The following is a 26,630-nucleotide window of genomic DNA, read 5'->3' as shown; positions in this document are numbered from 1 at the left end:
CCCCCAGGCCCGGGTGCCGCAGGCTGCCCGAGCATGGCGGCATGACGCACCTCACCGATCAGCGCCGACCTCCGCTCCCTCGGATCCGCTCACATCTCGTCGCCGGCCGGTACGCCGCCTCGACGGTGCCCGAGGCGACGGCGCTGTTCTGGATCCTCAAGGTGCTGACGACGGGGATGGGCGAGACGGCGTCGGACTTCCTCGCGACCGCGTTCGACCCGGTGATCGTGGTCGGCGCGACAGGGCTCGCGTTCCTCGCGGCACTCGCGCTGCAGTTCGCGGCCCGCCGGTACGTCCCCTGGGTGTACTGGCTGGCGGTGCTGATGGTGAGGGTCTTCAGCACCATGGCCGCCGACGTGCTTCACGTGATCGCCGAGGTCCCGTACCTCGTCTCGACTCTCGGGTTCGCGGTGGCGCTCGCGGCGGTCTTTGTCGTGTGGTGGCGGGTGGAGCGGACGCTGTCCATCCACTCGATCACGACACCGCGCCGCTCCGCGTTCTACTGGCTCGCCGTCTCCGGGACCTTCGCGCTCGGCACGGCCGCCGGGGACCTGACCGCGTCGACGCTCGGGTTCGGCTACCTGCCGTCCGCGGTCCTGTTCGCGGCGGTCATCGCGGTGCCGGCGCTCGCGCACCGGTTCACGGGGCGGAACGCGGTCCTCGCGTTCTGGGCCGCCTACGTCGTCACGCGACCGCTCGGCGCCTCGGTCTGCGACTGGCTCGCGGATCCGGTCGACCGGAAGGGCCTGGGCCTGGGCACCGGCCCGGTCACGCTCGCGGCCCTCGCGGTGTTCATGCTGCTGGTAGCGGTGATCGCGCTCCGCCGACCGCGCGCGGCCGTCACGGCGACCCCCTGAGCGCTGGGCTCAGGCGTCGCGTCCGGCGCGGTTCTTCTGCCGCCAGTAGGTGAGGGCGATGCCGGCGAGGCTGAGAACGACGATGCCGACGAGGACGATGTCGATGTACTTCCCCACGAAGTCCGCGACGCCGGGGATCTGCCCGAGGAAGAAGCCGAGGAGGATCACGCCGGTGGACCAGACGGCGGCGCCGAGGGCGTTGAAGCCGACGAAGTGGCCGTAGTGCATCTTCCCGACGCCGGCGGCGACGGGGGCGAAGGTGCGCACGACCGGCACGAAGCGGGCGATGGTGACCGCCCAGCCGCCGAACCGGTCGAAGAACGACTGGGTGCGGGCGACGCTCGAGCGGCTGAAGAGCCCGCTGTCCTTGCGCTCGAAGATCCGCGGCCCGCTCGCGCGGCCGATGACGAACCCGAGCTGGTCGCCGAGGAACGCGGCGGCGGCGACCATCAGGATCACCAGCGGCACCGGCAGGGAGATCACGCCGGTCGCGACGAAGACACCGGTGAAGAAGAGGAGGGTGTCACCGGGGAGGAAGAACCCGATCAGCAGGCCCGTCTCGACGAAGGCGATCAGGCAGACCAGGGCGATCGCCCAGGGGCCGGCGCCGTCGAGGAGGGATTGGGGGTCGATCATCGGTTCTCCTTGCGAGAGGTCGGGTGGGGCTGCGTCGCGGGGATGCGGACGTCGACACCGAGGCCGTGGGGGGCGAGGTTGCGGAGTCGGAGCTCGCCGCCGGCGGCGCGGCTGAGACCGGCGACGATCGCGAGCCCGAGGCCGGCGCCGCCGTCGCGGGAGCGGGCGGCATCCGGGCGGGTGAAACGGTCAGTCGCGACCGCGAGGAACGCGTCAGGAACGCCCGGGCCGTCGTCGTCGACGGAGAGGACGATCTCTTCGGCGCGCTCGACGAGGGTCGCGCTGACGCTGCCGCCGTCGGGCGTCGCAGTGACGGCGTTCGCGAGCAGGTTGTCCAGGATCCGGCCGAAATCGGTCGGGGAGATCGGGTACCGGGCGGCGACGATCGAGGCGGGGGCGACGAAGTCGATCGCGAGGTCCCGCTCGCGGGCGAGCATCCGGGCGCGGTCGACGCTGTCGGCTACCTCCTCCCGCAGAGCCGCCGAGGAGGCGTCGCCGGTAGCGATGCCCGCGTCGATCCTCGACAGGATCAGCAGCCCGTCCGTCAGGGACTGCAGGCGGTCGATCGAGCGGCGCGCGTCGACGACATCGGCGTAGAGAGCCGCCGGATCGTCGCGGACCCGCTCAGCGAGCTCGAGCCGGGTGCGCAGCGCGGCGAGCGGGGTGCGCAGCTCGTGGCTCGCGTCGGCGACGAGCCGCCGCTCCCGGTCCGCCGACTCCCGCAGGTCCGCGATCAGCGCGTTCAGGGTCGAGGCGAGGTCGGAGAGCTCGTCGCGGGCGGGCCCGACCGGGAGCAGCTCGGTGGAGCGTCCCTGGCGCAGCCGGTCGGCGATCGCGCGCATCCTGCCGACGGGGCGCAGCGCGAGGCCGACGAGGACCCAGGACGTCACAGCGAACACGACGAAGAGGATCGCCAGGGCGAGGAGGAGTGTCCTGCTGACGCCGCCGACGACCGCCTCGGCGGTGTCGCGGCTCTCCTCGATCAGCGCCCGCGACGCTCCCGAGCGGACCAGCTCGATGGTGGAGGCGTCGAGGATGTGGTCCAGCTGCTCGCGGACGACGATCGCGACGATCCCGAAGAACAGCATCGCGACCAGCAGGCTCGACACCGTGATCCGCACCCGGATCGACAGGGACCGCCAGCTCACGGCTTCCCCCCGAGCCGGTAGCCCGCACCCCGACGGGTGACGATCTCGACCGACGCGGCACCGGCGACGAGCTTGCGGCGGAGGTAGCTGACGTACTGCTCCGCGATGTTGTGGTCCACGAAGTCCGCCGACCCCCACACTTCGAGCAGGATCTCCTCCCGCGGCACGAAGTCCCCGGCACGCGCCGCGAGCGCGCGGAGGACTCCGAACTCCTTGGGACTCAGCGGCAGGACGGCGCCGTCGATCGTCGCGGCGTGCGCGTAGGGGTCGACGCGCAGATTTCCCAGCACGACCGGTGCCCGGTTCGTGAGGTGCTCTCTGCGGATCATCGCTCGGAGGCGGGCGGAGAGCTCCTCGAAGTGGAACGGTTTCGCGAGGTAGTCGTCGGCGCCCGCGTCGAGGCCGAACACGCGGTCCTGCAGGGCGTCGCGGGCGGTGAGCATGATCACCGGGAGCGTGGCACCGCTCGCGCGCAGGTGCCGGCAGATCTCGAAGCCACTCATCCCCGGGAGCATCACGTCGAGGATCGCCGCGGAGTAGTCCGCTTCGCGCGCCGAATTGAGCGCGTCGACCCCGTTCGAGAACAGGTCGACGTCGTAGCCGTCGCCGGTGAGGCCCCGCTTGATGAGCTCGCCCATCTCGACGTCGTCTTCGACGACCATCACCGCGTCACGCATCCAGGCCTCCTACGGTCATGCTCGCACCCGTGGCGCGGCGGAACCGGCCTACTCCGCGGAGATATGCGGCTTCTCAGCGGTACGCACTGCATACAAAGGCAGCACGTGCGGCCCGATGGAGCAGCACGCCCCTGGTGCGCAGACGATCTCGGACGCGGGCACCGACATGGACGCCGACCTCCGGTCGACGCGGTGCTGTGCGCTGTGCGCATTTTTGCCTGGAAGCCTTCGGCAACGTACGGGCCTGCGGCGTCCACGCAAGCCGCTGCGCGGCCGGCTCCTCCGACGTTCTCGGCACGCGGTCGCTGCGCTCCCTCACATCGCGCCGACAACCTCTCCTCCTCCGCCTTCCGGGTTGCGCTCCCACCTCCGACCCTGCTCGGCACTACGTGCCTTCCAGGCAAAAAAACGCTGGGAGAGAAGGAAGAACAACCGAGCCAGACCACCCCCGCTGGCTTGACAAACCTGATTGAGAATCTTCACCTCTCCGCGGTTCCAACCTATTTCGCTCCACCGGCTGCGTGCCACCGATCCCGGACGCGCCCTACGGGCTTATTTCGCCCGTGATCGGTGTCACTCCGCCGGCTCCACTCAAACGGTTTTCCCCGCCGGAGAGGCAAAGAAAAACGATCAGCCAGGAGCAGGAGCAACACACATGGACACCCTCGAAGCGATCCTCCGTGACCAGACGGTCACCTACCTCGTCAGCAAGAACATCCTCTGCCCGCGCACCGGGGCCGTTCTCGACTCGCGCACCTGTGTCCTCTTCAACGACGCTGACGGGGATCACGCGGTCGTCATCTCGCCCGAGGGCTGGCAGCAGATCGCGAAGGAGCCCGCCACCCTCGACCGCCTCGCGGAGCGCGGGATCACCGTCGACATCAACACCGCGCTGGCCGCAACCCGCTGAGAGGAACAGACCATGTACCGCACCGACACCGACACCGGCCTCGCGACCCCCGATCAGGTCGCCCTCATCATCACCGACCAGCGCGCTCACTGGGACCAGAACGCCGACGACAGCGACGACGTGATGCTCGCCGCTGTCCGCAACGCCCACGCCCTGCCGGGCGCCGAGCCCGTCGAGGACGACAGCTCCGCCCTCGCCGCCGCGCTGATCGCGTTCCTCACCCCGGACCCCGCCCGCACCGCACCGGTCATCGACGCCGACACCGGATGCGCGACGCCCGAGCAGATCGGCCTCATCGTCGCGTTCGAGCGCAACTACTACGAGGAGCACGAGAGCTACAGCACCGAACGGCTGCTCGCGGGCGTCCGCAGCACGCTCACCCTCCCCGGGGTGTGGGTGCTCGGAGGGTTCCCCGTCCGGGAGGACGGCACCGACCACGCCGCCGCGCTGATCGCGTTCCTCATCCCGGCGGTGACTACGTGATCGAGCGCAGCCGTGTCGATGAGCGGCCCGGGGCCGCGCGCGCGGCTCATCAGCTCTCGCGCCTGTCCAGCGGCCGACTCCAGCAGGAGGCCGACCGTGTGCGCCTGCACGGCGAGCGGCTGACGGGGCTGAGTCGGAAGACGAGCCGCCGCCTGATCGAGCAGGAGGAGGCGATCCGAGCGAACCGGATCGCCGCGGCGGACAGCGCCGCTGAGCGGCGGCTCATCGTCGGAGTCGTCATCGCGACGGGCGCTCTTCTCGCGGTCGGGCTGCGGCTGATCCTCACCTCAGGGCAGCTCCCTCCTCTGTTCTGACGAGCGGGCCGCGCTGACTTGTTGTCATGCTTACAAGTCGGACCTCGCCCACCGTCCCGCCTCCGCCCGCGCATCCCGTCAGGGCGAGCAGCAGTGCTCCTGCCAGTGCGATCCCTGCGGTCGTCCGCCTCATCGTGTCCCCCGATCACTCCGCCGCGGCACGTCGCCGGGCGCGTCACCTCGACGCCAACAGCAGCCGCCCGCCCGGACGGAGTCGTCCTGGCGGGCGGGCAGCCCCCGTCCCGGTCACGCGCGCGGGATGACCACCGAGACGCTCGCGCGCGAGGCGCCCGAGACGGCCGTGACCGTGCCGGTGCCGGCGGCGATCGAGCTCTTGCCCGTGCGGAACACCTTGGTCACCGTGGCGCCCGGGGCGACCGCGGCCGAGGACGCCGTGCCGTAGAGCGTCACGACGGTCAGATCGGCGGCCGCGCGGCCGGTGTTCGTCGCCGTCACCGTGACGACGACCTTCCCGAGGATCAGCCGCGAGGTCGCCTTCGCGGTGACGGAGGCGCCGGGCGCAACGCTCGCTCCGGCCAGCGCCGTCGTCACGCCGTCGACGCGCGCGGTGATCGAGACGGTGCCGGCGGAGGAGCCGGTGCGGATCCGGGGGAGCGCGGCGACGCCGTCGGCGCCCGACAGCACCGCGGCGGTCGTCGCTCCGCTCTCGAAGGCCGCCGGCCCGGTGATCGCGAAGCCCACCGAGCGGCCCGCGAGGGCGCGACCGGAGGAGTCGCGCACCAGCACGGACTGCGCGAGGTCGCGCGTCGTCGCGGTCGTCACGCTCTGCAGCGTCCCGCGCGCCTCCGCCGAGGCCGCGAGGGCGATGCCGTTCACCTCGATCTCGGCCACGCCCGTGGACCCGCCGTACTCGCCGGCTCCCCACGCCGTGAACACGAGCCGCAGCGCCGTCGTGGTCACCGGAGCGAACGTCGCGCGGTTCAGCACGTCGCGCTCGCGGCCGGGAGCCGCTCCGCTCACGGGAGTCCAGACGTCGCCGACCAGGTGCTCGACCCGCCACGACCGCGCGGGGATCAGCCCGCGTCCGTCGGCGTCGGCCGCGTCGCTCGCGAACAGCACCGAGGCGCTGTCGACGGTCACGGCGCTCGGCCAGCGCAGCTCGACGTGCTGCTCTCCGACCCGGGGCCAGGAGCCCCAGATCGTCGAGGCGGCGCCGTCGGCGACCGCTCCGACCGAGGTCCACGGCGAGGTGTACGAAGCGCTCGTCGACGAGGCGAGCGGAGCGATGTCGCCGACGTAGTCGGTGCACGGCACGGTCACGGTGACCGTCGCGGTCCGGGTGAGCTCGTCGATCCGGTCGACCCGCACGGACATGCCGGAGTTGAGCGCTGCGCTCTCTCCGGCGAGCACGAACTCGTTCGCCTCGCTCGCGTCGCCCGGACGCTCGAGCAGGTCGCCGGCGTACGGCTGGCCCGGGTTCGAGCGCAGGATCTGCACGCCCGAGACGTCGCGGCGCACCTGGAAGGGACTCGTGTACGCGCCGCCGTCGGACGTCGTGTCGGCGCGGTCGTTGTACTGCGCCCAGTAGCGGATGCCCGTGTCCTGCGGGTCGTTCCAGGTGAGCGCACGCCGGCCGGCGGGTCCGGCTCCGAGGGTGTCGAGCGTCGTGGTGCGGGGTGCGCCGCAGACCGGCTGGCGGGTGTTCGGCAGCGTGCCCAGGCGCGCCAGCGACGGGGACGACAGCGGCAGGAACGACCAGGCGCCGCCCATCACGTCGGTCCGGTTGCCGTACTCCTCGCGGCGGCAGTCCGCGGGCAGCGGGGTGGAGGCGTAGTCGCGGGTCGTGGCGCAGTTCACGCTGTAGGCGTGCGGCAGCGAGAGGTTGTGGCCGAGCTCGTGCGCGAGGAAGTACGCGTCCGGTCCGGGCTGGAACGCGCGTCCGCCGTCATCGGGATCGCCGGACTGCTCGCCGTTGGCCCAGTTCGGGCACGGGTCACCCTCAGGCACCATGGCGACCAGGTGCTTGCCCGGTCCGCGCTGCCAGCCGGTCCTCTGCGCGATCCAGTCCTGCAGTCCGCCCGTGTTCGTGCAGCCGATCGGCTGGTCGACGACCTGCCAGTCGACGACCTGGTCGAGCTCGAAGCGGATCGCCCCGCTGGTCTCGCGGGAGTAGAACCGGTCGACGAGGTCGAGGGCGCGGACGGCGTCGGCGGTCGTGTACCCGCCCGGGACGGTGCCCTGCGGAGCGACGAGCGCGATCGTCACGCGGTGCGTCTGCACCTGGGCGCGCGCCGGGATCTCGACGTCGACGAAGTCGGCGTCGAGGGCGAGGGCGGCCTGCTGCGTCGTCGCGTCCGCCTCCGGCTCGATCACGGTGGGCTCGGCGTCCGGAGCCGCGACGGGGCGGTCCGGAGCGGGAGCGGCGGGAGCGGGGGCCACCGGAGCGGCCGCCGCTGGAGCCGCGGCGGGCCCTCCGGCGACGAGCCCGGAGGCCAGCAGCAGTCCGGTGAGCGCTCCAGGGAGCAGGGCGTGTCGTCGTCGCATGGTCGTCCTCTGGGTCGGTCCTCGCTGAGTGCCCCGAGCGGCAGCAGGCGGGGGCACGAGCTCCCGCCGACCTCCTCGCCGCTGAGGAGTCGGCTGACGTTACCGTGAACATCCGTGCAGGAACGGGCAGATGTCCCTCCGCGGCGGCCCCTTTCCGGGTGGGGACCAGAAATGACGAAGGCCGGGAGCGGGACCCCGGCCTTCAGCGACGATCAGATCTCGGTGTGCCCCAGATCCGCCGCGTCCAGCAGTCGGATCTCGGTCTCACATGCAGGGGTCGCAGGTGGGGGAGGGCCGGCCTTCCAGCCGGCCCGCGAGGGGCGATCCCCTCACACTCCCCGGCATCCCCGTTCCGGGGGCGCGAGCTGCACTCGCGCAGCGGCGACGGAGCGCCGCCCAGAGGTTCGGCCGGCGGTGCCGGCCGCTGATGTTCGCCCGTTGGGCTCACGCTTCTTTGCCGTGAAGCCTTCGGCGGCTCCCTCCGCTTCGCTGCGCTCGTAGCTACCTACGGGCTCCGTTCAAGTGGCTGCGCCACCGGCTCCTCCGAGACTTTCGGCACGCGGTCGCGGCGCTCCCTCACATCGCGCCGAAACTCTCTCCACCGCCGCCCTCCGGGTTGCACTGCGCCCTTCGGTTGCTCAGGCGGAGAACCGCCTTCCTTACCGTTATTTCCGTGGATCCGGGGCAGTTGTAGGCTCCGGAACGCGCCAGGGATCCCGGGTACGGCTGACCGCCTTCAGCCGACTGATGGCACGCCGTGATTAGCCGCCCGGGATCCCGCAACGGCAGGACCGCTCATTGAGAAACGCGACCAGATCGCCCCGTAAGGACATGCCGGCAAGGTCGTTCATGGCGTACCGCACCCCTCAACGGAAGGACCCTGCGTGCCCCAACTCTGGGCCGGTATCGACGCCGGCAAGACCGAACATCACTGTGTCGTCATTGATGGCAACGGAACGAAGCTGCTGTCGCAGCGGTTTAAGAACCGGGAATCGGCGATCCTGACCTTGATGGGTGACGTCGCGTCTCTGCCGGGTGGGACGGACGTCGCGTGGGCGACGGATCTGAACCACGGCGGGACAGGGCTGCTGCAGTAGCTCCCATGCTCAGCCCCTGTTCTACATTTCGGGACGCGTGATCCACCACGCGTCGGGCGCCTACAGGGGCGAGGCGAAGACCGACGCGAAGGACGCGGTCATCATCGCCGACCAGGCGCGGACCCGGCGAGACGTGACGCTCATGCGCCAGGCCGACGAGGTCACGGCGGATCTGCGCCTGCTGTCGGCCCGGCGGGAGGACCTGGTGCACGATCGCACCCGCGCCGTGAACCGGCTGCGCGCGATCCTGGTCCACTACTTTCCGTCGCTGGAGTCAGCGTTCAACTTCGCAACGACCAGGGGGCCACTGGTGCTGCTCACTCGGTACGCGACGCCCGCAGCGATCCGGCGAATGGGAGAGAGCCGTCTCGCGTCGTGGCTGAGGGGGCAGGGGTGCTGGAAGTCTGCGGTCGTCGCGAAAACAGCGATCGAGGCCGCTCGTGAACAGACCTCCGTTGTCGTGGGGGAAGCTGCCGCAGCTCGGCTGATCAGCCGGTCCGCGCATGACCTTCTCCGCATCCGGGACGAGCTCGCCGAGTTGGAGGCAGAGATTGAAGCAGCGCTCGAGGGAAGCACTTCGGCGGAATTGCTGGTGTCGATCCCGGGATTCGGGCGCAGGATCGCCGCGGACTTCCTTGCCGCGACCGGTGCTGATCTCGCCGCGTTCGAGAGTCCCGATCGGCTGGCCAGCTTCGCCGGCCTCGCGCCGGTACCTCGCGACTCAGGGAAGATCTCCGGCAACCACCACCGGCCCAGGCGCTACGACCGGCGCCTGCTGAACGCCTGCTTCCAGGCGGCCTTCATCGCTTCCAGAACTTGCCCCGTCTCGCGCTCGTTCTACGAACGGAAGCGACGTGAAGGCAAGTCGCATAAGCAGGCGCTGATCGCTCTCGCTCGACGCCGCATCAACGTGATCTGGGCGATCTTCCGGGACCAGACCAGGTACTCAATCACGTCGATAGACCCTGCCGGATTCGCGTCCGGAGCCGTTGTGGATGTGTCAGCGGTCCATACTTTCGATGCCGGTGCTTGAAACGCGGAGTCGATCAGACCCGTGCGTGGGTAGGTTGCCAGGTTCGGGACGGCCGCCCGTACACGGCCGATGAATGCGCTGGCCACACTGCGCGTGGTCCATTGGCCAAAGTGGCGTCTCTGTTCTTGGAGGCGGCGCGGGAAGCTAGCTGGTGCGTGAAGCTGACGTGTACCCCGGGTCAGAGGTACAGGATTGCGCCGTCGGCAACGTTTTGTGCACCATCGGTGCCTCCCCAGACGAGGACCGCGCCCCCTCCGACGACTACCGTCTGACCGAGGCGGGTGCCACGTGGCGGTTCTGGAATCCGGCTCCAGGTGCGCTCCGACAGATTGAGGAGCGAGTCATCGAGGAGTGCCAGGTTGCTGCTGACTGCTCCGCGTGCAGACGTCCACAGACCGTGCTGAGCAGGGTCCGGCCTGCCCGCCGGTAGCGTCTTCCATTCTCCAGTCGAGGCATTCCAGATTCCGCCGAGGTCGTAGAAGCGGCCCCAGTTCCCCACCTCACCACCGTCCGCGCTTCCCCGCTCGGGGAAGATGACGTCGTCCCCGACAGCGAGTGGGCTGCCGCCGATGATCGGACTGTCCGACAGCAGCGTCCATGTCGTCAGGTCTGCGTTGAGCTCGGCCATCCGCGTCAGCGAGGGAGCTTCCGCGCCCGGGTTGTCGATGAGTTGCTGACCAGAGAGCAGGAGGCGATCGCCGAGCCAGACCGCGCTCCGATTGAAGCTGTCGCCGAGCGGATCCGGCGGTAACGGGGTCCACGCTCCGGTCGTGGGTGAGAAGAAGGCATCCTCGGTAGGACCGAACTCGTTCGTCCCGGCGATCGCGAGGATCTGCGTATCGGTGGCGATGATGCTGCTGCCGGTGGTCGGTGGGTCCGGCAAGGGCTGCCACTCCTCTGCGCCGAGATCGTAGCGGAGGAACACGTCGTCGCCCGTTGTGAGATCCGCTGCGCCAAGGAGGTAGAGGCTGTCATCGATTGCCGCGGTGCTGAAGAAGCTCACCGGAACCGGCGCCTCCGCGATCCGCTGCCAGGTTCTCGTGTCCGGATCGTAGACAGCCCCATCGCTCCGGTAGCCGGTAAGGGACGGCACGCAGCTCGCAGTCGGAGGACATGCCAGGTCGGTGGATCCACCGATCAGAACGAAGCGTGTGCCGACTACCTGGGCGCTGACGCCCTGGCGGGCGGATAGCGGCGACTCTGGCAACTCCACCCATTCGCCGGCCACTCTGTCGGAGTCGGTTTCGCCGGTGGTTGCTGGTCCTTCGTTTGCCCGTGGCGTGGCCGCGCATGAGGTGAGGAGGAGCAGGCTCAAGAGAGCCGCTGCGACATTCCTGGGCTGCACTGAGACTCCCCTTCGTCCACATTCCTCACAGCGTGTCCGCCGTCGTCGGTTGTCCAGGCGACCTTGAGCATCTGAATGTTCACGGTCGTCTGCACGAGTGCCGGGGTGGCGCGACGCGTTGTGCAGGCGTCTACGAGGAACGACAGCCCAGTCCGCTCGCCGAAGTGGCGCGGTGAACGACCCCCTACCGGACGCCCTCCAGACCGCTCCCCCCACCGTTCGGCAGAGATCCCCATACGGACGCAGGCCGCGCAACGAGCAGAGATACTCTTTCCGGATGTCGTCCCCGTCCATGCCCCACGAAACCGTCGATGCTGCCGAGGATCGATTGCTAGAGGCGATGCGCGCAAGTGACGTCGATGCGCTTGGTCAACTGCTCGCACCCGAGCTGATCTTCACGACACCCGAAGGCTCGATCATCAACCGGAACGAAGATCTCGAAGCACATTCGTCGGGCACAACGAAGTTCGAGTCGATTGCTGAAATCAGTCGCAGCACGCTGGCCGTTGCCGGCGGCGTCCAGACCAGGTCCGTCGTAGACGTCGTTGTGATCGACCACAGCACACGGATCGAGGCTCGGCTTCACTACGTCCGCGCATGGCAACGAATCGCCGGGCGCTGGATGGTTGTCTCCGGAAGCGCAACACTCGCACCCGCACCGACCGCCTGATCGATCCGCTATAAAGAATCCCCATACGGGACGGGCGCGTCGCCTCCCATACCGGCAGTAATGTGACGCTTTGACAGCATGTTGACGTACCGTGGTCGAATGTACCCTCCCCGGCTGGCCGAGCACGATCCTCCCTTCCAGGATCTGGTGCTCAGCGTCCTGCACCTGAGCAACGGCCGGGTCGGCGGGCGCCCGTTCACCATGACGCCCGCCAAGGTGCGACTCGCAATGGCATCGATGGGCAAGCCGGAAACGAACATCGGCGCCCTGTGCAAAGAACTGGGCATCTCGCGCCAGACGCTCTACCGTCACGTCTCGCCCACGGGTGAGGTGCGACCAGATGGCCTTCTCGTCCTCGGGCGCAAGAGCACCTAGACGTAGCTCCCCGATGCCGGCGTACGCTCCGAATGACAGCTCCGGTAGTTGGAGTGGGCTGCCTACGAGATGCTGGTCGCATGCGTTTCACTCACGAACTCGGCGGTGGATTCCGGCTCGCGTTACGCACCCTCGATACCGTCGAGGAGATGCACGCTCTGACGCTCGCCAATCTTGAGCGTTTACGGCGGTGGGAGCCGTGGGCGCTCTACGACCAAACACTCGAAGGCACCGCTGCCTTCACTCGTGCTGAGCTGGCGGACTTCGCCGCGGGATCCGTGCTGCCGACCGTCATCATGTCCGGCGACGCCCTCGTCGGTTCCGCCTCTCTTCGAACGAACTCCTACACGCAGACAGCGGAACTCGGGTACTGGATCGACGCTGCGGCCGAGGGTCGTGGCGCCGTGACTCGTGCCTGCGTTGCGTTGCTGACGGAGGTCCGAAGCCGAGGAATCCGTCGAGTTGAGATTCGGACGGCGGTGGAGAACAAGCGCAGCTCGCGCGTTGCTGAGCGGCTCGGGTTCACTTGTGAAGGTGTCCTCGCCTCTGCGTTGCCGCTCGGAGACGAACGACTGGACGTGGCGGTCTACGGGCGCACGTTCGCCCGCTGACGTTATATCTCTCGCCCGCCCTCCAGAGTGCAGCGGCATGAGCATTTCCTTAGAAGCCGCCGTGTGCCGCCTTTCGCGACGGGCCGCCCAAAGCGTCGTGCAGAGGACCTTGCGAACTTGTGCAGAGGACCTCGAAAACTGACACCGGCCGCGGGTGTGGAGTTGCACGCTCGGTGGCGGTGTTCTGTGATTGCTCCGTGTCGCGGGTCAGTTGCCGATGACGAGGACGCTGGCGGCGGCTTCGATGACGTCGTCGGTGATCGTTTCGAGCTCATTGATCTTGAGGACGCGGCTGATCTGGGGGAAGAGCCGCTCGAGGAGGCGGAAGTTCCCTCGGGTGATGCGTTCGATGGCGGCGATGGCTTGGGCGTCGGTGAAGTCGTCGGGGTTGAGGGTGCGGCCCAGGTGTTTCCAGTGTCGGTCGAGGACGAAGAGGAGTTCGTCGCGGCCGAGGGCGCGGTAGCGGTGGGAGAAGCCGAGTCGGCTATAGAGCTGGGGGTAGTGGCGGAAGCGCTGGTCGATGCCGGGCATGCCGATCAGGATCATCGCGAGGTGGGTGCGGTCGTGTTCATCGCGGAGCAGCTCGAGCGCGGTCGGGGTGAGGCGTTCGGCTTCGTCGACGATGAGCAGCTCAACCCGTCGGTAGGCGTCTCCGTTGCGGGTGCCGGTGACTTTCCCGATCGTACGGAGGTGCTCGTCGATACAGATGCCGAGGTCGATCTGCCACTTGCCGATCTCCCGCATGAGGTCCTTGGGTCGCGGCAGCACCTCGGGTGTGTAGAAGACGGTGCGGGAGCGGTTGGCGAGCGCGTTGTGCTTCGCGTCGTCCTCGCTGCGCGGGCCCCACGCGGTGACGTAGGGCTCGAGCACGTCCCAGTTGGCGTAGCGGCGGGCGGAGTTGGTCTTCCCGACGCCGGCGTCGCCGTGGCAGATACCGATGGTGCGTTCCTTCTTGACGGCGTTCGCGAACTCGGCGAACCGGCGGTGTTCCTTGGTGACGATGAAGCTCTGGCTCATCACTCCTCCTCGTAGGTGCGGAGACGTCTCTTGCGCGGGGTGGGGTCCGTGAGGTGGGGTTCTTCGCGGTGGGCGACGGTGGGGATGCGGTCATGGATCGCGCGGCGGAGTTCCTGGCGGCGGGCGCGTCGGGCGGCTTCGATGTCGCGGAGGCTGAGGCGGATGTTGGGGTGGGCTTCGTCGACGGCGACGCAGAGGAAGGTGTCGTGGTCGTAGACGCGGATCTCGGAGACGTCGCGGGGGTCGTAGCGGATGGTGACGGTGTGTCCGACGAACGGGGCGAGGGTGGGCGCGAGATAGCGCTGGCCCTGAAAGTGGATGCCGTCTCGTTGCACAGTGCGATGGGTCGGGACGGTGAGTAGCAGGCCGTCGAGCTCGTCGAGGGTGTCGGGCATGCGGGGTATCCAGCCGTCCGCGACCCACGCGTCGCGCGGGGAAATACCGAGCTCCTGATGGGTGCGCTGGTTGTAAGTGGCGATGAAGGCGCCGATCGCCCGGTCCACGCCCGGGAGATCGAGCACGGGCTGCGGGCTGCGGTTCCCGGGGCCGAGGTGGCCGGGGAGGGTCGGGAGGACTTCGGTGTTGATGGTGCCAAAGAAGCGCTCGATCTTGCCGCGCCCCTGGGGTCGGCCGACGGTCGAGAAGATGAGCCGGAGGTGCAGCTCGACGGCGGTGCGTTCGAGGTGGTGGCTGGTGAAGTCGGAGCCGTGGTCGACGTGCAGCACGTCGGGGATCCCGCACATCGCCCATGCCGGGTCGGTCTTCCGCCAGATCGCCTGCCGCAAGGCGAGAGCGGTGTTCAGCGACGAGGGTGCCCCGGTGAAGAGCATGTAGCCGCAGATCGCGCGGGAGTGATCATCCATGACGGTCGTCAGCCAGGGGCGGTCGGGCTTGCCGTTCGCTCCGACGATGAGGATGTCGAGTTCGGTGTGGTCAGCCTGCCAGATATGGTTCGGCCGTTCCGCCCGACGGCGGAACACCAGCTCGTGCCGGTCGCGATAGGAAGCGGGACCCTCCAACGCGAGGGTGACGAGCGCTGGGTCGAGGGCCTGCACGATCTGACGGTCCGTCGCGTAGCTGGGCGCTGGCCGGCCGTCGCGCAGGCACTCCTCAATGGTGAGGCGATGCAACGTCGCGATCGACGGACGAGGCCGGGTCAGGGCGAGCCGCTCGATGGCGGTGACGGTCGCCGGATCCGTGCGCCGGCCGCCCTTGTCCGTCCTCGCAGCGTCATCGAGCCCAGCGAGCCCGTCCCTCTTATAGAGCTGATGCCAGCGCTGCAGCGTCCGCGTGCCGATGCCGCTCTCGCGGGCGATGGCCGCGAGGGGGACCTGATCTTCGACGTGAAGTCGAAGGATCCGCCACCGCTCGAGGCCGTCCATCAGTCGCTACATCGCTGCACTCTCGCGGACCGCTCGGGCCTGCTGATGGCGATAGAGCGTCGCGCGACTCCACCCGACGAGACGAGCAGCGTCCTCAGCGGTGCGACCGCGCGCTCGCGCATCTGCGGCGATCTCGAGCTTGTCCGCAATCACGACCGGATCCGACAGAGGCCGACCGAACCGGGTGCCGTTCGCGCGGGCGGCCGCGATGCCGGCGTTGACCCGCTCCACGATGAGCTCCCGCTCGTACTCCGCGAGCGTGGCCAGCATGTTCAGCATCAGCCGGCCCGTCGACGTCGACGGATCGATGCCGTCCGAGATCGAGCGGACCTGCACACCGCGCTCGCGCAGCAGGTTCACCGTGTTCAGCACGTCGATCAGGGAGCGGCCGAGCCGGTCGACTCGCCAGACGACGACGGTGTCGCCGTCCTCGGCGTACTCGAGGAGCTTTTTCATCCCGGTCCGCTCGATCGCGGTCTTGCTCCCCGAGGTGACGTCCGCGAAGACGTCGCGCTTCTGCACGCCGGCGGCGACAAGCGCGTCGAGCTGCAGCTGCGCGTCCTGACTCGACGTACTTACACGCGTTTAACCCAGAAGCCTCACGACCTCATTCTGACTCGGAAACACCCTCCGCGTCCCCTCCTGAGACGAAACGCGACAAGACGTCTTTCCGAGACAGCCGACGTCCCGATAATCCAGATCCGTTGAACGTGGCGCGACCGCCGGAAGGCACGTCTCAAAAAGCTACTGTTTTCCGGTCATTCGAACCACGTATCAGACTCGTGCGATCACCAAAATCGGATGCGTCGGCCTCGAGCGAAGAGCCTGAATCATCTCATTCGACCGTGGTTCAATGTTTGGCCGCGGTTTCTTCCAAGGAAGAACCAGGCGACCGAACCGAGGAAGGGGGCGATGATGACTACGGCCACCCACATGGCCTTCAAGATTAGTTCGTTCGGTGAGCGAAGAATTTGCACGAGAGCGAGTATCGCAATCGCAACATAGGCGGCCCCAATGAGGGCAACCAGGATACTTGTGAGCAATGCCGACATGTCCATAGCCCGACCATACTCGCATCAAGTGCGTCTCGCATCCCCCACGAGACGGAGGGCCTCGCGCCTGAATGGGCAGTTGCGAGGCGCCTAATCCCGACGTTCGGTGGAACCGAGGTTTCTAATGTGACCCGCTTTGACTGCGCGATGGCCTGCGTCACGAGACGCAATTTCATGCGTCGGTCGTAGTATCAGACCAAACGATTCGGGGGAATCTATGAGAAAGTATCTTTCACTCATCGGCGCTGGGGCGATGGTCCTCGGCACAGCTCTCGCAGCAACACCTGCGTCCGCGGCAGTCAGTGAGACAGAGACGACCTACGTTCAGGAATGCGTCGATCAGGTCCAGTCGCTACAGGCGTCAGGTGAGGCGTCGGGCCTTACCGCCGAAGACTGCGTCGTTGAGACCACCACCACCGCGGGCGAGCCATACGTGGTGAGTGTCGAAGAGGCGAAGGCCGCCGACCTGCCCGCGGAGGAGAAGGACCGCCTCGTTGCCGCGGCTGCGGCCCAAGCGGTCACAGGCCGCCACTACAGCCAATTCACCAACGGAGCTGCCTACAGCCGTACGCAGAACGGTACTTGGTACTTCGACGGTACCTACTCGTGGGTCACTCAGGCTCGATACGGCTTCACTGGTTCACACAGTTGCTTCACGAATTACTCTGTGAATGTCACGGTCACTGGCGTCTCCTGCTCTGACGCTGGAACGGAGACCGAACGGTACGTCGAGGACCAGTACCAGGTCCAGGCCGGTATCGTCACCTACGGCTACTCGATGAAGGCGACTCTTTTCGCAGACGGAAATATCTCCGGATTCGGGGCAACGACCGGCTGAAGGATGAAGTTGACCTTCGCTCTACGATGAAGGCTCTCTGTCTAGGACTCCGGTCCGCTCGGAGCGAAGGCGCTAACATCTGATTTTGGGGCTACCCGTGCTCCGACCGGGTAGCCCCAAATTGGCCCTTGGCTCTAATTGACGAACCGATCATCCTTCGTTCGACCCTGTCCGTCGAAACGTTATCGCCATATCGCGCTCTGACATCCCGTTTTCGCGCTGCTGAGAACCGATTTAGCTCTGAGATTTGGGTCGGTCGAAGTCAACCGAAACGACTCGGCCTTAGTCAGACGCGACACTCAACTCCGTCACAAGGTCGCTAGACAACGCGGCGATCCACAAGCTGTTGCGTTGAGGGGGTACTCCAGACGGTCACTCGATGCCGCCATGATGTGACCGCAGAACACCGCCACAAAGCGATCAACTCCACATCGCGGCGCTCGGTGTCGCGTCTGCGTGTACCGGTGAACGATCCCCTAACGGAACAGTCAACTGCTCCGGGCGAGCCTCGATGACCACAAGCAGCCGACCGTGCGTCCGTTCGAGCTGAAGGGCGGTCAACTTTGCTCCGTCGTCTCAGCTCATCAGACGAGCCGAACCTGGTCGGCATGGAGGACACTTCGAGCATGTGGTTAGAGGGCGCGGCGCTTGAACGCCGGTTACGCGAGATGGATGACCCTGCGGCTCCCGAGCGGCCGATCGATTTCGACGGACAACGACTGGCCGCAAAGGTGGACGCGCTTGCAGCGCTCCTCGAGAAGAGCTTTCCCGGCGCGGTGTCGGTAGACGATCCGTGGAGTTGGCAGGACTCCGCAACGTTTACTCAGGTGACAGTGAACGGTGCAGCCACACGCACGACGGCAGACCTCGTCGTCGCCATCAGCCAGCACGGGGACCTCTGCTTCATCGCCCTCGAGAGGCCGGGAGCGTACTCGCGAGAGGAGTTCGACGCGCTGGTCGAACCGGAGGACCTGCAACCGATAACCGCAGCTCTCGAAGCCTTAGACTTCGCGGTCGCTGCCGAGGAATCCCTCTGGGGCCAGTACGACGGGCCGATCGTGATGAGCAATCCGAGCTGGCAAGAACGTTACTTCGGATACCCGCTGTGAGCGCATCCAACCTGAAAGCGGGACCGATCCCTAACGGAACGCTCTCGGTCGCGAGTCGGTTGCTCCTCGTGGTGAGAGCCGTGTCATGCCGACTGTTTTCCCGTGGGAAAACTTAAGGGAACTAGCGCGGCACTCGTCGCCGTTCTTAGCCGCGCTGAGGGGTGGAGGCGCCGTGGTTGAACGTCTGGACAGTTGGGATCCGAGTGGACTCTCGCCGGACCGGCAGACACCACCCCGCCAACGACGGTTGGTGAGACTGTCGATCGCGCTGGGAGCTCTAGCCGTCGTGGCGGCCGCGGTTCTGTGGGTGGGTGATCTGCTGTTCGGAGTGCATGGCCCTTCCCACTACGTCAGCATCACCAACGACACCGGAGCCTCACTCACCTGGTCCTGCTCCTGGTCCGATCTTCACCTCGCCGCCGGGGAGACGGGTCAGCTGCGAATCCTCGACCAGCCCGACCAGGACTACGGCTGCGTCCCACAAGCAGCGACCCCCTTCGTAGCGGCGGCGCACAACAACGACATCTGCCCGTCACTGACCTCTATGACCGAGGGAAGGCAGTTCACGGCAACCGACTTCGCGAAGACCTACCGCTGCCCGTAGCTGGATACGCGACCGGTGAACGATCCCCTAACGGGACGACCCAAGTCCGATCGAAGGTCAGTAGGCGACGTCAGCGGGCGCTGGCTTCCCGACTCGGCTGTGATCGGGCCGACGGGCTCGGTAGGAAGATCCGGCCAGGAGGACACCTGCAGTCACAGCAGCTAGCGACGTGGCGACGCCGGTAAAGGGCAAGGTGTCCGCGACATCCCACGGGAGAAAGAACGCTCCAGGGTCGGTGAGGGGGTTGATGACCATGAGGAGCCCAACACCAATCAGCGTGACGGGTCGTCCTGGCGAGAGTACGAAGGCGCCGAATATCACGAGCGGGAAGGCGACGGCCCAGACGATCGTTGTGGCGATCCACGTGAAGTCTGACTGTGTGGCGCTGTAGCAACCCTCGTTCAGGCCACCGAGGCACGAGCTCCAGTGCACCAGGAACGCGGCGGCACCAGCAGCCCCGAGCAAGGCGATTGTCCATCCAACCAACTGGCCTGACGTCGCGAGTCGCTTCATGGGCTCAACATAGAACTCGAAGGTGAACCTGAGCTAGATCCACACGGTCGAAGCGAAGGCCACCGCCCCCTCGCCCCGATGAACGATCTCCATACGGAACAAGCGGTCGTTCGACCGTGCCGTGGGCTGCTCAACCGATGATCATGGCGGTACGCAGAGCGAGAACCCAGCTGGTGACGGCGCCGACCACGCCCAAGGCGAGCAACAGCCACCTCCATCGAGGGTGAGAGCGCCTGCTGGCGCGAATCGCTACGACCAGGAGAACAAGGGTCGCGAGGGCGACAGAGCACAGAGCCGGCCACGCGACGTCAAACCCCGTGCACTGAGGCGGAAGGGACTCGTTGCACGCGAACGAGAATCCGTCGAGGAAGACGCCCGCGACGAGGGCGAGGAGAGTGATTGCGCCCGCGATCGCTGCGGAAGCCTTGAGCGACAGCGTCTGCACAACATCACTATCGGACCAACGGGTGAACGGCAGGAGCGCGCTGGACCACTCGGGTCAGATCCGCATCGGTGAACGATCCTCTTACGGGACGGCCATTGCGCTGACCGGGAGACTCTCCGGCTAACGTGGCTACATGCGGCAGATCGTCCATCTTCATCGGAGGGCCGCTCTCTGTGCTGTACCCGTCGGCGTGGTGCTGGGTGCGCTGCTCGGTCTGGGATTGGTCCTTACGGGTAACTCCGACTTCCGCGAACAGGGCGGGTGGGGCGCCTTCGCCTACTTGATTATGGTGGGCGCCATTATCGGTGGGGTCAGTGCCCTGGCTGCCGTCGCCGGAGGATTCGTGGCGATTCTGATCACTCTGCGGTCGGGACGAGCCACCGAGTCGTCCCCGCTGATCAGCCCTATTGGGCCGGCCGTAGGGTCGAGCGTTCCGTGGGTTGTTGCGGCCGGCGTAGCTGCCGTCGTGGGTGATCCGATGACGGCGGGGATCGCTGTCGGTCTCGGTGTCGTGGCGGCTGTAGTCGGCGGGGTGAGTGCTGCACTACTTCTTCGAGGGGTGAAGTACTCGAGCATCACTACTGCGGCTGACGATTCCGGCGCGCTCACGTCGGTTGTGCAGACGAACTCGAAGACCTGAACGTTCACGGTCATCTGCACGAGGTTTGGGACGCAGCGACGAGCTGTGCAGGCGACCGTGAGGAACGACAGGCGCTCGGTGTCGCGTCTGCGTGCACCGATGAACGATCGTCCACCGGGACGGTCGGCGGACTAGCATTTTCAGCATGGGGCGACGCCAGCACACTAAGGCTCTAGTCCGGTTGGCGTGCGCGGGTACGCTCATGGGCATCTCACTGTGGGTGACCTGGACGACGTCGTCCTACTGGCAGCCATGCACAGGCGCTAGATGGAATGAAATGAACCCGTCCTGCGCTGAGGCCATGTCGTCATACGACCTCATGCCCCTTCTGTATCTCTGGGGCGCCCTCGCTCTCGTCGTTGTAGCTCTGGTGGTCGCACGCCTCGTTCCCTGGGTTCCCGCAGGGGTAGCGACGGTTGCAGCAGTTGTTATCGCCTGCCCTGTGGCAGACCCAGGATTCTTCTGGGTCGAATGGGGCAGCGCCGACAGCACTCCCGGACACGGCCTCTGGACAGCGTGCTGGATTGCAGCAGCCGGTCTAGCCCTCGTCTACCCGTCACGCACCCGGAACCCGAGTATTCGCACAAACACGCCGGATGGAGCAGCTACTACACCGTCCGTCGCTATCTGATCGTTCGGCCCGGTGCACTCCGGGCTGAACACTGCGACGCGATTCGCTTGCGGTGACGCGCTTGCCAGTGGGTCAGGGCAGGCAGCGGAAGGGACGGCGACGGCGCGCGAGAACGAGCAGTGGCCCAAAACGTCGGACCGTCGAACGATTCCCGCACGAGACGTCTCCCGTAGCGATGCCGGTGAGAGCGGCACACCTAGACTCCTCGCATGACCGCTCCGTCATCCGTGGACGTGCCGCGGCGCCGGCGCCGTCCGGCCCGTCGACGCCTGTCCTTCTTCGGTGTCCTAGGCGAGCTGCTGATGACCGCAGGGGTGCTCGTTCTGCTGTTCCTCGCCTGGCAGCTGTGGTGGAACGACGCCGTAATCGCAGGCCGGCAGACCGATCAAGCGGCTGAGCTGCGCCAGAGCTGGGGCGATGGCGCGCCGTCCGCTGAGGTGCCGTCACAGCCGAGCGCTGAGCCGGCCGCGCCTGTTGACCCGGTGATCGCGCCGGTCGCGGCTCTGGACACGACGTTCGGGAACCTCTACATCCCCCGGTACGGCGAGGGGTGGGTGCGCACGATCGCTGAGGGCGTCGACGCGGAGAACGTGCTCGACGTGGGCAGCATCGGCCACTACCCGGGAACGCAGATGCCCGGCGAAGTGGGGAACTTCGCGATCGCCGCGCACCGCTCCGCCGCCGGCGGAGGAATGCACCTCATCGATGAGCTGCAACTGGGTGATGCGATCTACATCGAGACCGCCGACGGCTGGTACACCTACCGGTTCCGGAACCTCGAATACGTGCAGCCCTCCGAAGTGCAGGTCATCGATCCGGTCCCCTGGACGAGCGACGTCGCTCCGACCGACCGCCTCATCACGATGACGAGCTGCAATCCGCTGCTGTCGACCGCGGAGCGGATCATCGCCTACGGCGTCTTCGAGTCGTGGCAGCCCCGCTCCGCCGGAGCGCCCGCCGAGCTCGCCGCGTCCCTCGCGACCTGACGTCCGGCGTGGTCGCCGGCGCCCTGACGAGGGCGGCGAGCCGATTTCGTGCTGCGGCAGACGTTTGCGGGTCGGGTGGACATGTACAGGATGAACCCGCTTTCGAAGGAGCCCGTCATGACTGCCGCCCCTGACCGAGACCCCCTGGACGTCCTGCTGAATGAGTCCAGCCCCCGCACATCGACAGTGACGGACGACGTCGCCGCCGAGCTGGCCGAGCTGCAACAGCTCGCGGCGGCAGAGGCCCGCGTCAGCCGCCACCGCTGGGCCCGTCCTGCGGTCGCCGGAGTCGCTTCGCTGGTACTACTCGGTGGCATGGCGACAGCGGCCGCCGCGGCGACGGGCGCGTGGTCGCCGTGGGCGGAGACGCCGGACGCCTCGATCACCTATTCGCTGCCCAGCGGTGTCCAATGCGAGGAGCGCATGGGAGACGTTCAAGGGACCGATCCGGCGGCCGTCGCCGTAGTCGAGAACTTCTACCAGACGACCGACATCGACGCTCTCCTCAGCGACGGTGCGCTCGAGGAGACCATCGCGCAACTGCGCACCGAGGACCAATCCTTCATCAACGCTGACGGATCCCGCACGTCGGCCGGCTACGGCACCGAGTTCTACAACGCCGACCGGGAGTACTCGACCGCGGTTGGACGCATCATCAGCAACGCCCGCGACGCCGAACTCACTGCGCAGAACGTCGACGTCGACGCCGCGAACATCAGCATCGCCGGCGAAGCCCACTGCCCCGGAGCGACCTGGTGACCCGCAGGAAGATCGATGAGGCGGAGCAACTCACCGAGGCCCTGCGCGTCGCCTCGCCCGACCTGCTCAAGTACCTACAACGCCGCCTCCCTCTCGAGGACGCCGCCGACGCGCTCGCGGACGTCATGCTCACCGCATGGCGCCGTGTCAGCGCCCTCCCCCGCACCGCGGAGGAGTCGAGGATGTGGCTGTTCGGCATCGCCCGGAACGTCCTCTCGAACAGCACTCGCACCGAGAGCAGACGAGCTGACCTCTCCGGCCGGCTCCGCGGCGTCCTCGCGACCGCTCCCACGGAGGGACGCCCAGCCGACGAAGGAGTCGACGTGCGCGACGCGATCGACAGGCTCGCGCCAGAACAGGCCGAACTCGTCCACCTCATCCACTGGGACGGCTTCTCCATCACCGAAGCAGGACACCTCCTCGGCGTCCCCGCGTCCACCGCACGTACCCGCTACCAACGAGCACGAGAAGACCTGCGGTCGACCCTGGCGACATCACCAGCACGCGATGACGACGCCAAGCCCCTCCGAGCGGTCCGCTGAAAGCGTCCCGCAGATCGATCCCTCATCGGGACGTCTCCGCGGGCGGCCTGTTCGCCTGCAAGGATCGCGCCGTGACACTTTCGGACGTTCTGGCGATCATCGGCCTTGTCGGCGGCGTGGTGGGGTTCCTTTTCGCTCTTAGCGCCCGCAAGACGGCGGACAAGTCGGAGCGCGTTGCCAACGACGCTCGCGCAGACGCCGCAGCGGCTCAGAGGCGGAGCGCAGATTCGAATGATCGGATCGCGGCGGCAGTCGAACAGATGGCGGCGCGCTCCTCCGAGCCCGATGTCGACTTCGTGCGTGTGTTCGAGGACGCCTTGAACGCGAGGGTGGAGTGGGCGATCGAAGAGCGGGCCGAGCCGCACTCGTATCGGCTGCGAAACACCGGGAACGTCGGCGCCGAGGACGTGCAGATCAGGGCCATTCCTGCGGAGCACGCGGCCCTCCTCGATGGAGGCGACCTTGGCAACATCGACGCGGGACAGGTCGGCCTCTTTAAGACCTCACCGCGCCTGTCGCTGTCACCGCATCGCGTAGCGGTGAGCTGGATTGAAGGGGACACCCGGCAGCCGATGAGGGCTGAGCTCAACCTCCCCTAGGCCCGTCCCGCAGGCCTACAGGTTCGAGCGGGAGACTCCATCCCTCGGGCTTGTCGATGACCTGGCCGTTACGTCATCCCCATCGACGGCTCCGCTCGTAGAACGGGTTTCTGATCTTCGGACCATGACGCGGGAGTCAACGCGGGTCGACTACTTTCCCTTGGGGTGAGCCAGACTGGCACGGGGGCGTTGCGGTCGCCTCCGTGATCTATCGAGGAGGCAACGTGGCTTTTGTGCGGACAGCAGCCGGCGCAACGAATTACGCCACGCCCGGGGAGCTGTATCGGAACCTTCCCCGCCGTCCCGGCGCCGTGCCAGGGCTCTGGGCGCATCAGGCCGAGATGCTGAGGACCTTTACCTCGAAGGCGAACGCTCCGGACGTTGCTCTGGAACTGCCCACCGGCACCGGCAAGACGTTGACTGGTCTCTTGATCGCGGAGTGGACTCGCCGGAGCCGACGAGCGCGAGTTGTATATGCCTGCCCGACCCAGCAGCTCGCCCGGCAGGTGGCGTCGTCGGCGTACCGCGAAGGTATCGACGCCGCCGTGCTCGTCGGGCGCCACACGGATTGGCCAGTCGCGGGCCACGCGGCTTACGAGGCTGCCGAAGCGATCGCTATCACGACCTACAGCAGCGTCTTCAACAGCAATCCTCACCTGGCCGACGCCGACCTCATCCTGTTCGACGACGCGCATGCCGGGGAGCAGTACGTCGGTGAGGCTTACGGCGTGGAACTCACTCGTTGGAAGGACCCCGGGGAATACGGGGCCGTGCTGACAGCGATCGCGCCCGCACTCGATGGCGTCTTCCTGGAGCGGCTGCGCAGCGCTCAGCCCGACCCCAGCATCAACGGCGACGTCCGCCTCGTCGTCCCGCTGCGCCAGCCCGGGATGGTCCCCGCGCTCGACGCCGTGCTGAGCAAATTCGGCTCCCCGCACAGCTACCGCTACTCGATGATCCGGGGAGGCCTTGCATCGTGCCTGGTCTACGTGGCCTACTCCGGGATCCTGATCCGCCCGTACCTCCCGCCGACCTACCAGAATCACCTATTTTCCGGTGCCCGCCAGCGGGTCTACCTCTCCGCCACCCTCGGAGAAGGCGGGGAGCTCGAGCGGGCGTTCGGTCGACCCGGAATCGTCCGGCTTGAACAGCCAGACGAAAGCACGGCCCCACGGTACGGCCGGCGCTTTTTCGTCTTTCCCGAGTTCGTCGAGGACGCAGACCCGTTAGACCTGAGCAAGCGGATCGTCGCCAAGGCAGGCAAAGCGCTTGTCCTCGCGCCACAGACGGAGACCGCCGTCACCGACTCCAATGCGCTCGCCCAGCCGGGATGGCCGGTCTGGGGAGTCGATCGGGTCAGCGACAGCATGGCCCCCTTCGCCGCGCTCGAACACGGCGTCTGCGGGCTCGCCGCACGATACGACGGTCTTGACCTCCCGGGAGATGCCTGCCGACTCGTCGCGCTCGATGGAGTTCCCGACCAGGACAGCCTCCAGGAACGTTTCCTCCAATCCCGTGCCCGCGCAGGAGCAGCGCTGGCGGCCCGTGTCCGCACCCGCGTCGTACAGGGCGCCGGGCGATGCACTCGAGGCCCCGGCGACACCGCGATCGTGCTCGTGCTCGGCTCCGCGTTATCCCGCTACTTGACCCGTCCCGAAGTGATCGCAGCCCTCGACTCGGAACTGCAGGCCGAGATCCGCTTCGGACGCGAGAACTCGCAGGCAGCCGAGACGGCGGATGTGATCGCCAACGTCGAAGCGTGCCTTCATCAGGACACCGACGAAAGCTGGCGGACTCAGGCGGAACCGGCCCTGACCGACTACCGGCGGGAGATGATGCAACAGATGCCTCCCGGCACGTCCGCGCTTGCGTCATGCGCCGAGCACGAGATCCAAGCATGGGCAGCCGCGACGACCGGAGCCTGGGCCGATGCTGCCCAGCACGCTCACGAGGTCGCCCGACTCGTCGGAGCCGGCGGCGCCAGCACATCCGGCTACCGTGCCTTCTGGATCTACCTCGAGGCAGCATGGGCTGATCAAGCTGCCGACGATGCGGGCGACGCCGCGAGCCGGTCTGCCGCCGGCAGCCTCGTGCGCCAGGCCGAGCAGGTGATGGGCCTGGGCTCATGGGTTCGGCAGATGGCGCCCTTCCCCGCCATGCAGCGCTCGGCGTTGAACTCCGTTGACGCGCTTGCCGTGAATGCGGTCGTCGCGGAGCTCGAAACCGGCGTAAACCAGGGAAAGCTCCACCGCCGGCTCGGCGAAGTGCAGGCTGGCCTGCAGGAGCGCAGCCCCGGTCTTTATGAGCCCGCGTTGACTAAGCTCGGCGCCCTCGTCGGCGCGACGGCCGAGAAGCCTGCCGGCCCAGGAAGGTGCGACTCGACCTGGTGCTGGGACAACGAGCTCTGGCTCGCGCTGGAGGCGAAGAGTGACCACGAGCCGACCGGGGTTGTACCTCATAAGGACGTCCGGCAGGCCAACGACCAACTCAGGCTGCTAGCAGCCGAGAGAGGTGTGGAGATTGCGCCGGTCGGAAGCGCGACCATCATCATCTCGCCCAAGCCGGGCGTACACGATAACGGCATCAAGGGAGCGGAGCCGCACGTACATCTCGCCCAACCGCCCACGGTCTCGGAACTGGCTCATGACGTCGAATCGGCGTGGAACGACCTCCTCGCGAAAAGCAGCGGACGATCGACCGCGCAGGTTCGGCAAATGGTCGCGGACACGTGCAACTGTGGGCGGGTGCGACCGTCGCAGATCCACGAGCGGCTAACCATCGAGCGGGTTGGCGAGAACCTCGAGCCGCCGGCGTGACGACGACGGGGCAGAAGACAGACGATTGGGGAAGCA

At 67.3% G+C, this 26,630-nt stretch carries 24 protein-coding genes and 3 pseudogenes; 17 read left to right on the top strand and 10 right to left on the bottom strand.

Going from position 1 to position 26,630, the window contains the following annotated elements:
• The first annotated feature begins 41 nt into the window (after nt 1-41).
• Entirely contained in the window at nt 42-857 is an 816-nt protein-coding gene (locus C5C33_RS02165) for a hypothetical protein (protein WP_104260298.1), read from the top strand.
• 9 nt (nt 858-866) lie between these two features.
• Here the strand turns inward: C5C33_RS02165 and C5C33_RS02160 are convergent, their stop codons facing one another.
• The 3 genes from C5C33_RS02160 to C5C33_RS02150 are packed head-to-tail and all read right to left on the bottom strand — an operon-like array spanning nt 867 to nt 3,318.
• Nucleotides 867-1,493 carry a DedA family protein gene (locus C5C33_RS02160; protein ID WP_104226507.1) on the bottom strand — a complete coding sequence of 209 codons (627 nt, stop codon included), beginning with the start codon at nt 1,491-1,493 and terminating at the stop codon, nt 867-869.
• Nucleotides 1,490-2,641, bottom strand: a complete 1,152-nt coding sequence (locus C5C33_RS02155) for a HAMP domain-containing sensor histidine kinase (protein WP_104260297.1) — start codon at nt 2,639-2,641, stop codon at nt 1,490-1,492. The genes C5C33_RS02160 and C5C33_RS02155 overlap by 4 nt, the downstream gene beginning before the upstream one ends.
• The gene (locus tag C5C33_RS02150; protein WP_104260264.1) at nt 2,638-3,318 is read right to left on the bottom strand and encodes a response regulator transcription factor; all 681 of its coding nucleotides are present in this window, start codon (nt 3,316-3,318) and stop codon (nt 2,638-2,640) included. Before C5C33_RS02150 ends, C5C33_RS02155 begins: the two co-directional genes overlap by 4 nt.
• 655 nt (nt 3,319-3,973) lie before the next feature.
• Here C5C33_RS02150 and C5C33_RS02145 point away from each other — a divergent pair.
• The 3 genes from C5C33_RS02145 to C5C33_RS02135 are packed head-to-tail and all read left to right on the top strand — an operon-like array spanning nt 3,974 to nt 5,025.
• Nucleotides 3,974-4,228: a hypothetical protein gene (locus tag C5C33_RS02145; RefSeq protein WP_104260296.1), complete on the top strand. Its 255-nt coding sequence runs from the start codon at nt 3,974-3,976 to the stop codon at nt 4,226-4,228.
• Nucleotides 4,229-4,240: 12 nt separating this feature from the next.
• Nucleotides 4,241-4,711: a hypothetical protein gene (locus C5C33_RS02140; protein ID WP_104260295.1), complete on the top strand. Its 471-nt coding sequence runs from the start codon at nt 4,241-4,243 to the stop codon at nt 4,709-4,711.
• Entirely contained in the window at nt 4,708-5,025 is a 318-nt protein-coding gene (locus C5C33_RS02135) for a hypothetical protein (RefSeq protein WP_104260266.1), read from the top strand. Before C5C33_RS02140 ends, C5C33_RS02135 begins: the two co-directional genes overlap by 4 nt.
• A 246-nt stretch (nt 5,026-5,271) precedes the next feature.
• Here C5C33_RS02135 and C5C33_RS02130 read toward each other — a convergent pair whose 3' ends face one another.
• Entirely contained in the window at nt 5,272-7,530 is a 2,259-nt protein-coding gene (locus tag C5C33_RS02130) for a hypothetical protein (protein ID WP_104260267.1), read from the bottom strand.
• A gap of 884 nt (nt 7,531-8,414) precedes the next feature.
• On the opposite strand from C5C33_RS02130, the pseudogene C5C33_RS02125 reads away from it, so the two are divergent.
• A pseudogene (locus C5C33_RS02125) lies at nt 8,415-9,660 on the top strand (IS110 family transposase).
• Between the two features lie 178 nt (nt 9,661-9,838).
• Here C5C33_RS02125 and C5C33_RS02120 read toward each other — a convergent pair.
• Nucleotides 9,839-10,888: a hypothetical protein gene (locus tag C5C33_RS02120; RefSeq protein ID WP_104260293.1), complete on the bottom strand. Its 1,050-nt coding sequence runs from the start codon at nt 10,886-10,888 to the stop codon at nt 9,839-9,841.
• A gap of 394 nt (nt 10,889-11,282) precedes the next feature.
• Between C5C33_RS02120 and C5C33_RS02115 the strand changes: the two genes are divergently transcribed.
• The 3 genes and pseudogenes from C5C33_RS02115 to C5C33_RS02105 all read left to right on the top strand — a co-directional run bounded on the left by C5C33_RS02115 (nt 11,283) and on the right by C5C33_RS02105 (nt 12,661).
• Nucleotides 11,283-11,675, top strand: a complete 393-nt coding sequence (locus C5C33_RS02115) for a nuclear transport factor 2 family protein (protein WP_104260270.1) — start codon at nt 11,283-11,285, stop codon at nt 11,673-11,675.
• Between the two features lie 168 nt (nt 11,676-11,843).
• Nucleotides 11,844-12,050: pseudogene (locus C5C33_RS02110) on the top strand (helix-turn-helix domain-containing protein); the annotation flags it as partial.
• Nucleotides 12,051-12,130: 80 nt separating this feature from the next.
• Entirely contained in the window at nt 12,131-12,661 is a 531-nt protein-coding gene (locus C5C33_RS02105; RefSeq protein ID WP_181136172.1) for a GNAT family N-acetyltransferase, read from the top strand.
• 207 nt (nt 12,662-12,868) lie between these two features.
• Here C5C33_RS02105 and C5C33_RS02100 read toward each other — a convergent pair whose 3' ends face one another.
• The 4 genes and pseudogenes from C5C33_RS02100 to C5C33_RS19195 form a co-directional block, all read right to left on the bottom strand.
• Nucleotides 12,869-13,678: an AAA family ATPase gene (locus C5C33_RS02100; protein ID WP_104260272.1), complete on the bottom strand. Its 810-nt coding sequence runs from the start codon at nt 13,676-13,678 to the stop codon at nt 12,869-12,871.
• A complete protein-coding gene (locus tag C5C33_RS02095; RefSeq protein WP_104260273.1) occupies nt 13,678-15,060 on the bottom strand; it encodes a Mu transposase C-terminal domain-containing protein in 1,383 nt (460 codons plus the stop codon). Before C5C33_RS02095 ends, C5C33_RS02100 begins: the two co-directional genes overlap by 1 nt.
• Nucleotides 15,061-15,066: 6 nt before the next feature.
• Nucleotides 15,067-15,663: pseudogene (locus tag C5C33_RS02090) on the bottom strand (recombinase family protein).
• A gap of 227 nt (nt 15,664-15,890) precedes the next feature.
• A complete protein-coding gene (locus tag C5C33_RS19195; RefSeq protein WP_374953815.1) occupies nt 15,891-16,112 on the bottom strand; it encodes a PLD nuclease N-terminal domain-containing protein in 222 nt (73 codons plus the stop codon).
• A gap of 217 nt (nt 16,113-16,329) precedes the next feature.
• Between C5C33_RS19195 and C5C33_RS02080 the strand changes: the two genes are divergently transcribed.
• The 3 genes from C5C33_RS02080 (at nt 16,330) to C5C33_RS02070 (ending at nt 18,663) form a co-directional block, all read left to right on the top strand.
• Nucleotides 16,330-16,950 (top strand): hypothetical protein, encoded by a 621-nt coding sequence (locus C5C33_RS02080; protein WP_104260275.1) that lies wholly within the window; start codon nt 16,330-16,332, stop codon nt 16,948-16,950.
• A 608-nt stretch (nt 16,951-17,558) separates the two neighbouring features.
• Nucleotides 17,559-18,059 carry a hypothetical protein gene (locus tag C5C33_RS02075; protein WP_104260276.1) on the top strand — a complete coding sequence of 167 codons (501 nt, stop codon included), beginning with the start codon at nt 17,559-17,561 and terminating at the stop codon, nt 18,057-18,059.
• Between the two features lie 307 nt (nt 18,060-18,366).
• Nucleotides 18,367-18,663, top strand: coding sequence for a hypothetical protein (locus tag C5C33_RS02070; RefSeq protein WP_181136173.1), 297 nt, complete (start codon nt 18,367-18,369; stop codon nt 18,661-18,663).
• 57 nt (nt 18,664-18,720) lie between these two features.
• Here the strand turns inward: C5C33_RS02070 and C5C33_RS02065 are convergent, their stop codons facing one another.
• Nucleotides 18,721-19,176 carry a hypothetical protein gene (locus C5C33_RS02065; protein WP_104224249.1) on the bottom strand — a complete coding sequence of 152 codons (456 nt, stop codon included), beginning with the start codon at nt 19,174-19,176 and terminating at the stop codon, nt 18,721-18,723.
• A gap of 578 nt (nt 19,177-19,754) precedes the next feature.
• On the opposite strand from C5C33_RS02065, the gene C5C33_RS02055 reads away from it, so the two are divergent.
• The 6 genes from C5C33_RS02055 to C5C33_RS02030 all read left to right on the top strand — a co-directional run bounded on the left by C5C33_RS02055 (nt 19,755) and on the right by C5C33_RS02030 (nt 26,594).
• A complete protein-coding gene (locus C5C33_RS02055) occupies nt 19,755-20,261 on the top strand; it encodes a hypothetical protein (RefSeq protein WP_146076974.1) in 507 nt (168 codons plus the stop codon).
• Between the two features lie 840 nt (nt 20,262-21,101).
• On the top strand, nt 21,102-21,878 hold the full coding sequence (locus C5C33_RS02050) for a class E sortase (protein ID WP_104260278.1): 777 nt from the start codon (nt 21,102-21,104) through the stop codon (nt 21,876-21,878).
• 117 nt (nt 21,879-21,995) lie between these two features.
• Complete coding sequence (locus C5C33_RS02045; protein WP_146085736.1) at nt 21,996-22,637, top strand: hypothetical protein; 642 nt, start codon at nt 21,996-21,998, stop codon at nt 22,635-22,637.
• On the top strand, nt 22,634-23,179 hold the full coding sequence (locus C5C33_RS02040) for an RNA polymerase sigma factor (RefSeq protein WP_104260280.1): 546 nt from the start codon (nt 22,634-22,636) through the stop codon (nt 23,177-23,179). The genes C5C33_RS02045 and C5C33_RS02040 overlap by 4 nt, the downstream gene beginning before the upstream one ends.
• Before the next feature lie 71 nt (nt 23,180-23,250).
• A complete protein-coding gene (locus C5C33_RS02035) occupies nt 23,251-23,778 on the top strand; it encodes a hypothetical protein (protein WP_104260281.1) in 528 nt (175 codons plus the stop codon).
• Between the two features lie 224 nt (nt 23,779-24,002).
• Complete coding sequence (locus C5C33_RS02030) at nt 24,003-26,594, top strand: DEAD/DEAH box helicase (protein WP_104260290.1); 2,592 nt, start codon at nt 24,003-24,005, stop codon at nt 26,592-26,594.
• The last annotated feature ends 36 nt before the right edge of the window (nt 26,595-26,630 follow it).

It is taken from the genome of Rathayibacter sp. AY1H3 (assembly GCF_002932015.1).
The sequence above is the reverse complement of the archived record's forward strand: the minus strand, read 5'-3'. Positions and strand labels throughout refer to the sequence as shown.

Bases quoted from the DNA above. Each gene is read 5' to 3' on its own strand.
- C5C33_RS02105 (WP_181136172.1), top strand. From the start codon at position 12,131: ATGCGTTTCACTCACGAACTCGGCGGTGGATTCCGGCTCGCGTTACGC.
- C5C33_RS02075 (WP_104260276.1), top strand. From the start codon at position 17,559: ATGGAGGACACTTCGAGCATGTGGTTAGAGGGCGCGGCGCTTGAACGC.
- C5C33_RS02150 (WP_104260264.1), bottom strand. From the start codon at position 3,318: ATGCGTGACGCGGTGATGGTCGTCGAAGACGACGTCGAGATGGGCGAG.
- C5C33_RS02100 (WP_104260272.1), bottom strand. From the start codon at position 13,678: ATGAGCCAGAGCTTCATCGTCACCAAGGAACACCGCCGGTTCGCCGAG.
- C5C33_RS02140 (WP_104260295.1), top strand. From the start codon at position 4,241: ATGTACCGCACCGACACCGACACCGGCCTCGCGACCCCCGATCAGGTC.
- C5C33_RS02160 (WP_104226507.1), bottom strand. From the start codon at position 1,493: ATGATCGACCCCCAATCCCTCCTCGACGGCGCCGGCCCCTGGGCGATC.
- C5C33_RS02145 (WP_104260296.1), top strand. From the start codon at position 3,974: ATGGACACCCTCGAAGCGATCCTCCGTGACCAGACGGTCACCTACCTC.
- C5C33_RS02115 (WP_104260270.1), top strand. From the start codon at position 11,283: ATGTCGTCCCCGTCCATGCCCCACGAAACCGTCGATGCTGCCGAGGAT.
- C5C33_RS02045 (WP_146085736.1), top strand. From the start codon at position 21,996: ATGACTGCCGCCCCTGACCGAGACCCCCTGGACGTCCTGCTGAATGAG.
- C5C33_RS02095 (WP_104260273.1), bottom strand. From the start codon at position 15,060: ATGGACGGCCTCGAGCGGTGGCGGATCCTTCGACTTCACGTCGAAGAT.
- C5C33_RS02055 (WP_146076974.1), top strand. From the start codon at position 19,755: ATGCGGCAGATCGTCCATCTTCATCGGAGGGCCGCTCTCTGTGCTGTA.
- C5C33_RS02065 (WP_104224249.1), bottom strand. From the start codon at position 19,176: ATGAAGCGACTCGCGACGTCAGGCCAGTTGGTTGGATGGACAATCGCC.
- C5C33_RS02080 (WP_104260275.1), top strand. From the start codon at position 16,330: ATGAGAAAGTATCTTTCACTCATCGGCGCTGGGGCGATGGTCCTCGGC.
- C5C33_RS02130 (WP_104260267.1), bottom strand. From the start codon at position 7,530: ATGCGACGACGACACGCCCTGCTCCCTGGAGCGCTCACCGGACTGCTG.
- C5C33_RS02050 (WP_104260278.1), top strand. From the start codon at position 21,102: ATGACCGCTCCGTCATCCGTGGACGTGCCGCGGCGCCGGCGCCGTCCG.
- C5C33_RS02165 (WP_104260298.1), top strand. From the start codon at position 42: ATGACGCACCTCACCGATCAGCGCCGACCTCCGCTCCCTCGGATCCGC.
- C5C33_RS19195 (WP_374953815.1), bottom strand. From the start codon at position 16,112: ATGTCGGCATTGCTCACAAGTATCCTGGTTGCCCTCATTGGGGCCGCC.